The organism is Pandoraea sp. NPDC090278 (assembly GCF_044772185.1).
Classification (GTDB): Bacteria; Pseudomonadota; Gammaproteobacteria; order Burkholderiales; family Burkholderiaceae; genus Pandoraea.
Window position 1 is genome coordinate 1 of sequence record NZ_JBIVYJ010000024.1, and the last position, 9,029, is coordinate 9,029.

Below are 9,029 nucleotides of genomic sequence, written 5' to 3' on the forward strand. Positions count from 1 at the left end.
TATCGACGTGGCAGGGTCGATTCGCTCGGGGCGGGTGATTGAAGTGTTGTCACGGCTGGTCAGCTTGCACGGTGCGCCACGTTACCTGCGTTCGGGCAATGGCCCGGAGTTCGTGTCACGCGCCATTCTGAAATGGGCTGCGCGGCACGGCATGGAGATGGCGTTGAGCGATCCCGGCAAGCCATGGCAGAACGGTACGGATGAAAGCTTCAACGGCAAGTTCAGGGACGAATGTCTGAGCCTGGAGTGGTTTCGGACACGGCTCGAGGCCAAGGTCGTCATTGAGCAATGGCGGCGTCACTACAATGGCATTCGGCCGCATTCGAGTCTGGCCTATCCGACGCCCAACGAGTTTAAGCAGCGATACTGTTCAACTGAAGCAATCGAGGCCGTTCCCCAAGATTGAATCGGTCTGAAGAAATCAGGCAGGTCAAGCGCATAGGCGATCTGCTCTTCAGTAAATCTCGAGCGTTTCATGGCGACTCCTCGCCCCGTTCGGGGCGCTGAGAAGCAACTTTACCTCTAGTTTTGACCTGTACGGATATTCCGGGGACACGTCACAAGCAACCGCTGACACCTTCCGGAAAGGTCTTGAGGCCTTACTTCTTGATCAGAAAGCGTCGTCGTTTCGCAGGTTCTTCTGGAACCCAATCAGGCCTACGGCCACGGCCCGACCAAGTTTTCCCAGTTGCCTTGTCGAGGTAGATGGGTTCGACCTTTCGTACGGAATCTGGCGCAATCCGACGCGGCACTGTGAGCCCGAGATCCTTCGCAGTCAATTGGAACTCGCTGATGAGGGATTTACATTGCGAGATTGCTTGTGCTGCCTCTTTAAGGCGAGCTTCCTCGATCTGCAATTCAAGTGCTTCACGCTTTTTCACAAGCGCTTGGTAATTCGACATTCGGTACTCCAAAATTGGAAGAATTGTACCCAAAATTATATTCCATTCGGCCCCCTTATCGGCGTGCGACTAGAGCCTTGCATGCATGCGTTTTCGTAATACGCTCGCCTGAATACTCTGCCTCAGGGACCTCGATATGCAATTCCACGCCCTCCTCGTGTTCGACGACATACTTCGTGCCGAAGGAATGGTTAGTATCCTGACCGCCAACTTTGCGGCGCGGTCGGAAGTCATGCAGACAGCCCGCGATGTGCTCTTTGCCTTGGAGGCCCGCACTTGGGACGTCCTGATCCTCGATTTGGACATTCACGACGTCGCTACGGAAGCATTGTTTGAGCAGGTGCGCAGGCGTTATGCGAAGGTGCCAATTCTTGCACTCGACAGTACGCGAAACTCAACACGCACAGTCCGTGCGCTATCCTCTGGGGCAAGAGGAGTCATTGGTTGCGGCGATCGAGCCGGAGACGTAGTGGAGGCGATTCGAAAGATATGCTCCGGGCGCAAGTACGTGCACGCCCTGGGCACTGAAGCATTGACCAATCACTTTGCTAATGAATCGGACGGAAAACAACCGCGCGCCTTGAGCGGACGGGAACTGGACACTCTTATCGCAATTGGGCACGGCCTGAACCTCACGGAAACGTCTCAGCGGATGAACATTTCCGTGAAGTCGGTCAGCGTCTACAGAGCGAGGCTAAAGGAAAAGCTCGGTGCGAGATCTACACAGGAGCTCACCGCGATCGCGCTCAGGCTCGACTATGTGAGAGATCCAAGCTAAGCGGGAAGCAGTGAGCAAGACGTCCGTGACGGCGATTTAGTGGGGCAAGATGCGCTGCGACATCATGCTTCGCAGATGTTCTGGGATTGGCGTTTGAGCGTAAACCTCAGCGACCGATACACCGATGGCGTTCTCGATGTCTAGGCGCGCTCCATTTCGCACGAGTACTTCGAGAACAGCGTAACGAGCGTTCAGAAGAGCGAGGAGTGCCGGTGTCCACCCTAGCGGGCCCGTGGCATCAACATCAGCGCCCTGGGCAAGAAGCAACGCCGCCGCTTCCGGGGTTCCTCGCTTCGCTACTTCGTGTATCAACTGATAGCCGTCGGCATTAACGTATGCCACATCACTCCCTCGGCCGATAAGTTCTGCCATGATGTCGGTGCTTGATTCGACGGCCGCGAAACTCGGCACCTCTCCGTCGGCGTTTACTGCGAGTATTAGGTCTGGATCCACCGAAAGCGCTCTACGAACGGCCGACAAATCGCCGTTTCTAATTGCGGCGAAGAGATGCTCGGCGTTGGGAGTGGGCACGGTCACTTTCGACGATATACTTGCTTGAACAAACCCTTCCACATACTGCAACTCATCCTCTCCGATACGAGTGTGCTCGTCCATCCCATCTGAGCGAACTCGGTTGGCCACGAGAGCACGTTCGATATCTCGGGCGACGTCCACAGACCACAAAGCCCGTTCAAACCTGAAGCGGGGCGAACGGGGATACTGCATCAGCAGCCGTTTGGGTACGGTGTATCCATCGATGTCCACCTCGCTGGGCGAGTAGCCATCTCCATCGATGCTGAAAATGCCACCGTCGACGATGTCGACCAGAAGTTTGATCGGAAGCCCGATAAGATCTCGGTCCCCGTCAGGATGCGCGGCGACACCAAGGGATTCGCCGAGAAAGAACTGCTCTGGCCAGCGGCCGTCTTCTTCAGCAATCGCTTCCATGTAGTCGACGAAAGCTTCGTATCGCGCAAGCATCGCGCTATCACATCGAAAGCTCTCATCAGGGAACGGCTTATTTACCTCCCACAAAACCTTGCTCCAGACGGAATTGTCTTCCTGTGTCTCAGGTCTTGGTGGAAGCGGGTTTTCGACGAAGCGTCGCTCACCCAAGAAGCCGTTCATTGCGAGAAACCAACTCTCGTGATGGAAATCCTCTTCACCGAACGAACTGGTGGCAATGCGAACGTCGTGCTCTCCGAGCGCTTGGACAACCCGGGGGTTCAGCAAAAATCCCTCACGCATCGTCACTCGAGTCTGGAATGCCACGACCAAGTCGATATTCTGGGCGCCGTTGTCATTCAGGTACGCTTCCATCGACTGATATGCGATGGAAGCCGGCGGTAATGATCCGCTGAAAGATGGAGCATCGTCCTCCTCCGCATCAATCTTCAATGCCCTGCTATACGGAGCTAGAAGCGTCACGGTAACGCGAAGCGCCGGTGAAGATAGAAGGACCGGTAGCAGTTGATACCAAATCCCTCGATCGGCGATGTCGTATCCGTACGGTGATCCCTCCACTAGGACGTGGAGTCGATCTTTGTCGCGGAGATGTGGAGCAAAAGCGTCGATCCAAGCAGCTAGGGCTACCGGAGCAGAGAGGGTCCACTGCGCTTTCTCAAGTGTTAAAGCTTGTACTTCCGAATAAGAGCACGTCGACTTCAGGGATGAGAGCAGCGAAGACCAATTGGCGGTCTCTTTGGTAAGGTCTCGCATTCTTGGGAGGCCTGTCATATAGAGAGATCTACTAACGGGGCGCATTGATCAAGCGCCCTTCTATTATTGTGTACCTGAGCTTGACCGACGGCAGAGGAACGGAGACGAGGGAAGCGAGATGCGGGCGCTCGGTGCCGGAGGTGCCAGGGACGCTTGCGGTTACGTGTGCAAACAACTGTGTGCAACGAATTGAAGCCGGTAATGGTGTGCTGAGACAAAATGACTGTGGGCTTTGCAAAGCCCGACTGTTTCACCCTCACTCTTTCACCCAAATTTGCTTCAACTTCAGGCTCCTGCGAATATCGCGTAACGGCAAGTCACATTCGACTCCGTATTAGGGTATTCCCGCCCATTACTGTCAGGCGAGAAAGTAAGTGGCGTAAAAATTGGTTCTCGTGCTAGCAACACACTTCAACAGTGGATTATCGAATGTAACCACTTAGGGCTGCAAATGACGTTGAAGCCGTTGAATTGTACCGGACGCTGTCGCGCGCGGATTTAAGAGCCTTCTCTTTCCAATATCAATAGCTTTCAAACCGGAAGTCCCTTCCGCGCTCTTACGAGCGTCCGCAAAACGCGCTGAATCGTTCGATCAGTTTTTAGCCCCATCCACGCTTGCACATCTTCCACATGGCGCTCTGCCATCAACTGTCGACGGCAGTACGTATATCGAAGGACCCGTGGCCCGACGTCATTTCCGTCAAAGCCGATTGCTAAGAGCGCCGCGCGCACCTGCTTATACAAAGCAACGTGCGACATAGCGACACCGCCCGGCGTAGCTGGGAATGCCAGTGAATCTGAAACGAACGCCCCGCCCTCCTCTTCCATCAACCACGCATTGATAACTGGTACGCAAAACGGAGATAGCGGAACGAGGTAGCCCTCCTCTTTCTCGTTTGCCGGAACAGCGTAAGTCGCCGATGCGCCGGCTAGCGCAAAGTTGCTCCGCAATGCATTGATGGCTTGTTCGCTGGTAACACCTGAACCGAGCATGAACGTGAGCATGGCTTGTGAACGACGGCCAACCCATTTAGCTGTGTCGATGTCATTTACCAGCCAGTCTCGTAGTGTCCTGTCTTGCGACTCGTCCAGGAAGACCGGGGTCGGATCCGGGGCACGGGGTTTGACAACCCGCGAGGCGACCAAGGTCGGATTCGAGGTCCTGTGTCCACAGACGACGAGGTGGTTCATCACCGAGTCGATCAACTCGACGTAGCGGTGCTTAGTAATTTCGGCCGCTGCGGGACGGATGGAGGAGTCATCGCTGTCCTTTCGAAGGGTCCGTGCTGGTATCTCGTGCTGGCCGGATAGCGAAGTCAAGAACTGGGCGATGTGGTCACTACCGACGCCGAGCACAGTGACACGCAGGTCAGATAAATGTCGAACAAATACTCGAAACATCGAGAGCTTCTGAGCCTTGGAGACGTCCGAGTAGGGAGTTCCGTCCTTCCCTACCGCTTCCTCGTCGAGCCAACGCTCGAACGCACTTACCGGCGCAGCTTCCCAATCGGCACCTGCACCAGTGAAATCGGCTTGAATACCCTTCTCGTTTGCTTCCACAGTTTTCCCCTAGCACGAGTCTCCAGCGGCGCCCAAGCCGGATTTACGGCCAACCGTGATCGTTCTGAGGTTGGCGGAGACCCTCGGCGTTGGAGACAATGGCTGCCCCGTTAGGGGCAGCGATGGTGTGGGTTAATGAGGCGCTTCCGGTATATTAACTCAACGATCTTACTGAAAGCCGATCTCAGGAATCGAGACCTACGGCCTCCCAACCTTCACTAGTTAGTTTGACGGAGTGCTGTTGCAATTTCCCCGCCTTGTCCAAACTTGATGCCGTCATTGGGAATGCCTTCTGGACTGCCTGGTCTTGTGCCCACTTGGCAACATCCACAATCTTGCTCTTGTACTTCACCCGCGCTTCCTGATAGTCGCCAAACTTCATCGGCCCTTCCCATTTGACGACGGCGTCAAGCTCTTCCCTCGCGAAGCAGAGTCTCCCTTTCGTGACCTGTTTAGGGCCGTCGACGCTGAACGCCGTTTCCTGCGAGGTCACCATATACGGCTTTGCGGCTTCGGTCGGCGAATATCGTAGGACGGTCACCTTAGCGCCGGTGCTCTTCCCGAAGAAGTCCTTTGCATCGACCTGAACGCTCTCGTGAGCAAGGAGCCCGACCTTTTCGAGTGCATCCATCTTGCCAGCGATGCCGGTCGGGATAGAGCTCATCATTCTGAGGTCGCTTTGGTCGACAGTTACTGGCCATGCCTGGGCACTCAAACACAACTGTCCCTTCGCTGCCAGGTACTTACTCATCGCGTTGCTGAAATTCTTTTCGTTTGCATCCTGCTTACTGCCGCACCCGGCCAACACAAGACCGGCCGCTACCACAGACGCTAGTGCGTTTCGCTTCATGAACCCCTCCGACTTTACGATTGGCTTTGCAGAGCCACTTCAGGAATCTGCGTGACGGCTGGAATAACGGCACCCAGTCGCAGTACTTTAACTGCGTATACCGAATTGTATTGGTTTCCAAAGGATAAAAAAAAGAGGCCTCCCCTAAGGGAGACCTCACTTTCAGGTTCATGCTGCCACCGTTTGGCCAGGTGTCGAATACCCGCCCCCTTGAGCGCGAAGCGAGCTCAATTGAGAATTTCCACCCTGGAGCTCTTTGGACGTACCGCTCCTTCCGCTACGTGATTTCACACGCGCGCGAGATGCGCTTACCTCCGCACGACGCGCGTACTGCAACGACCAGATGTCACAGAAATCAACACCTTCAACGACTGAAGCAATAACGGTTACCCGTTTGCCGATAGCCTGCAGTTGCTTTGCAAGAATGCCAGCGTGGAACTCCCCGGGTCGTACTTTAGTTGCCCCGGTTGTGCTGCCGTTCCCTGATACGCCCCGGCGCTCTTGCTCACGATCGCGGTCAGCAAAGATGATCACGCGGTCGTAGTTACTCCAATCAATGTCAGCCCGAGCTAGATTTCCACAGTCGAGCAGACTCCGCACTTCGATGCGATTCTCGAACTTCGCAACGACCGCGTAGCCAGTCTCTGCTCCTTCCGTCAGTGCCAAGGTCCGCGACACGGCGTTATTCAGCCGCGTAGAACCACCAGCAGGGCCGTCTGGCGACGACATTTGCTTCTTTGCAGCTGACTTTCCCTTGCCGTTGAGAAATGGAACCTTCTCGCCATCCGGGGTGAGATAGCAACGCTGAAGCGTACGAGCTACTTTGTCGCCGGCGCCGACCAGCCTCTGAAGAAACACCGGGAACTTCCCTTCGTCCTTCCCATCATGCGACTTGAACGACAGCCCAGGATGATAACGAACGTCGGGCCCCAGCCACTCAATCTTCAATCCCGGCACTCGCCTGCTCAGGTACTTCCACACCGGTGAGTCTTCGGTGATAGAAACTCCTCGATCCCAAGTCGCACGCAGGATCTTGCGCTTCTGCTCAGGACTCATTTCCGAACGAGCGCTCACCACAGGATGAAACGTAGTTGGCGCTTTCCCTTGGTTATATCGCTTCTCGCGCAGTTCGTAGTAAATCTCGCCGTAAGGCTTGCCCGTGACTTCGTGAATAACTGCCACTGGGTTGCCGCCGGTGCCGCATTTAGCGCAGTACCAGCCTGTGTTCCCATCACTTTTCCGTCTCCAGACAATACGGAAGGTATCCTCGCCTGAACAAAACGGACAGGCCCCCCAACGTCCGCTGAGCATCTTCGCGTCTTGGATGTAAAACGGTAGAACCTCCATCCAGTCGACCGCATTGACGTCCACGCGCATTTCCGAATCAATCATGGTGTATGCCTCCTGCCACGAATTGGCAAATAAAAAAGGCGTGAAGACTCGCCGCGAGCCATTCCTAATGGGTGCCTCAGCACGCATTAGGAAGGCCCCCTGAGGGGCGTTCCATGCTGCACTTTTATATAAACACTATTAGTTAGGTATCCTTATATAAAAAGTAGTTTCTAGAACGGAATGTCGCTATCCATGTCGTCGAACCCGCCTCCAGATGTATCTTCCGGCGCCTGCTGACGACCACCACCGCCCTGACGCTTCGGTGGTGCACTCTGGCGGCGAGCACCGTCACCTCCGCCGCCAAGCATCTGCATCTGCTCGGCAACAACCTCCGTGCTGTAGCGATCGGTGCCGTCTTGCCCTTGATACTTTCGAGTACGAAGACGGCCCTCGATGTAAACCGGAGCGCCTTTCTTCAGATACTCGTTGACGATCTCAGCGAGTCGTCCAAAGAACGACACACGGTGCCACTCCGTGAGTTCCTTCATCTCTCCTGATTGCTTATCTTTGTAGCGGTCTGTCGTCGCTAGACGAATATTGGCTACTGCATCGCCGCTCGGCATGTAACGAACCTCTGGATCTGCACCCAGATTGCCGACGAGAATCACTTTGTTGACGGAAGCCATTAACTATTTCCTGTCTTTAGTTTTGGTAGAGGAACGAGGGGCAGATGCCCCCCGTTGTCTAAGCTGGTCTCAGTGATTCGTCCCGTTCAAGGGGCTCTCACTCAGCACAACAACTTCGTAGAGATTTTTGGTTCGGATCTCCGGGCCACTATCGGTGTCCTTCTGGAACTTCTCCTGTCCCTTACGGATTTGAATGCGGTCGCCTTTGCACAGCGACTGCTTCGTCTGAAGCTCCTTGAGTTCGTAGCCGTAAAACTCCTTCGTTTCACCAGAGTCCAATTTCAGTTCCAAACCGAACGTCTTGAAGGCTTTCCGTCCTTCACGATTCACAGGTCCGATGTATTGGATCCTGCCGACGTACGTAGAAGGCTCCCAAGTTGGTTGCTCCGCACGAATCGAACGTGCAGATTCGATTGGGACAACTTTTTCTTCGTAAGGGCGCCCTTCGTCTCCATCAGTCCACGACGGTACGTCGTCAAAGGATGCATACGGAGGGAAGTCATCCATCGAGATCGGGTCACCACCGCCGACGAAGGCATCGCATACGTTGGCTGCATCCGCCTCGGCATCCGTGCTCATGGCCGACGCGGCCGACTTCCCATTTGCCTTCGTACTCGCATGTCCAGAAGACTTGCGAATCGAAAGCTCCTCTTCCGTGTATGCCAACGCTGCTGCCAACCCGAATACCTCCTGCCGACGTTTCGCAATCTCGCGGGTGTAATCCGCAAGCGAAACTCGGTCCTTCTGAACTACACGAGTAATCACGCCGTCGTTGAGATAAAGCGAGAACTTGATGGACTTTCGGCGCACGCAGTGAATCGCATGCGCATTTGCCACTCGAAAGGACTTTTTCTCGCTGGCCGCCTTACCCACTGGTTCAACTTCCGGGGCATCTTCCTTCCGCACTGTCCGTTGATTCAAGGGACCAGCGGCCGGGGAGCTTTTGGGCATTGCCGTAGGCTTAGCAACGCTTTCAGCTTTCACGCCTGCCGTAGAAGACGATGCCGTCGCAACTTGCTTAGATACAACTCGCCCCGTCAATTCCTTGCCAAGCGTCGCGAGAGCAACACCCTGACGGAGGATCCGACGTCTCCCCCGATTTGAGTAGCGCGGCGATTTAGAGTCCAATCACGTAGTCAGGAGATTGGACATGAAAAAGCGATTCACCGAAGAGCAGATCATTGGCTTCCTGCGAGAAGCCG

General features: G+C 55.1%; 9 protein-coding genes. 2 read left to right on the plus strand and 7 right to left on the minus strand.

The genetic code is table 11. From position 1 onward, the window contains the following. Positions 1-406, plus strand: a 406-nt coding sequence (locus ACIQWO_RS27125; protein WP_402830803.1) for an integrase core domain-containing protein, incomplete at its 5' end; no start/stop codon positions are given. 193 nt (positions 407-599) lie between these two features. On the opposite strand, the gene ACIQWO_RS27130 is transcribed toward ACIQWO_RS27125, so the two are convergent. Next, positions 600-902, minus strand: a complete 303-nt coding sequence (locus ACIQWO_RS27130) for an H-NS family nucleoid-associated regulatory protein (protein WP_402830805.1) — start codon at positions 900-902, stop codon at positions 600-602. A 136-nt stretch (positions 903-1,038) separates the two neighbouring features. Between ACIQWO_RS27130 and ACIQWO_RS27135 the strand changes: the two genes are divergently transcribed. Further along, a complete protein-coding gene (locus ACIQWO_RS27135; RefSeq protein WP_402830806.1) occupies positions 1,039-1,680 on the plus strand; it encodes a LuxR C-terminal-related transcriptional regulator in 642 nt (213 codons plus the stop codon). 36 nt (positions 1,681-1,716) lie between these two features. Here the strand turns inward: ACIQWO_RS27135 and ACIQWO_RS27140 are convergent, their stop codons facing one another. From ACIQWO_RS27140 to ACIQWO_RS27165, 6 genes are all read right to left on the minus strand, one after another. Continuing rightward, positions 1,717-3,078: an ankyrin repeat domain-containing protein gene (locus ACIQWO_RS27140; RefSeq protein ID WP_402830808.1), complete on the minus strand. Its 1,362-nt coding sequence runs from the start codon at positions 3,076-3,078 to the stop codon at positions 1,717-1,719. 852 nt (positions 3,079-3,930) lie between these two features. Then, positions 3,931-4,959: a tyrosine-type recombinase/integrase gene (locus tag ACIQWO_RS27145; protein WP_402830810.1), complete on the minus strand. Its 1,029-nt coding sequence runs from the start codon at positions 4,957-4,959 to the stop codon at positions 3,931-3,933. 184 nt (positions 4,960-5,143) lie between these two features. After that, entirely contained in the window at positions 5,144-5,809 is a 666-nt protein-coding gene (locus ACIQWO_RS27150) for a hypothetical protein (protein WP_402830812.1), read from the minus strand. Positions 5,810-5,977: 168 nt separating this feature from the next. Then, on the minus strand, positions 5,978-7,201 hold the full coding sequence (locus ACIQWO_RS27155) for a hypothetical protein (RefSeq protein ID WP_402830813.1): 1,224 nt from the start codon (positions 7,199-7,201) through the stop codon (positions 5,978-5,980). A gap of 170 nt (positions 7,202-7,371) precedes the next feature. Continuing rightward, the gene (ssb, locus tag ACIQWO_RS27160) at positions 7,372-7,827 is read right to left on the minus strand and encodes a single-stranded DNA-binding protein (protein WP_402830815.1); all 456 of its coding nucleotides are present in this window, start codon (positions 7,825-7,827) and stop codon (positions 7,372-7,374) included. A 69-nt stretch (positions 7,828-7,896) separates the two neighbouring features. Beyond that, the gene (locus ACIQWO_RS27165) at positions 7,897-8,811 is read right to left on the minus strand and encodes a hypothetical protein (RefSeq protein WP_402830817.1); all 915 of its coding nucleotides are present in this window, start codon (positions 8,809-8,811) and stop codon (positions 7,897-7,899) included. Between the last annotated feature and the right edge of the window lie 218 nt (positions 8,812-9,029).

What these genes read in the sequence shown, in the direction of transcription:
- ACIQWO_RS27130 (WP_402830805.1), bottom strand. Translation starts at nt 902, where the DNA reads ATGTCGAATTACCAAGCGCTTGTGAAAAAGCGTGAAGCACTTGAATTG.
- ACIQWO_RS27135 (WP_402830806.1), top strand. Translation starts at nt 1,039, where the DNA reads ATGCAATTCCACGCCCTCCTCGTGTTCGACGACATACTTCGTGCCGAA.
- ACIQWO_RS27150 (WP_402830812.1), bottom strand. Translation starts at nt 5,809, where the DNA reads ATGAAGCGAAACGCACTAGCGTCTGTGGTAGCGGCCGGTCTTGTGTTG.
- ACIQWO_RS27155 (WP_402830813.1), bottom strand. Translation starts at nt 7,201, where the DNA reads ATGATTGATTCGGAAATGCGCGTGGACGTCAATGCGGTCGACTGGATG.
- ssb (WP_402830815.1), bottom strand. Translation starts at nt 7,827, where the DNA reads ATGGCTTCCGTCAACAAAGTGATTCTCGTCGGCAATCTGGGTGCAGAT.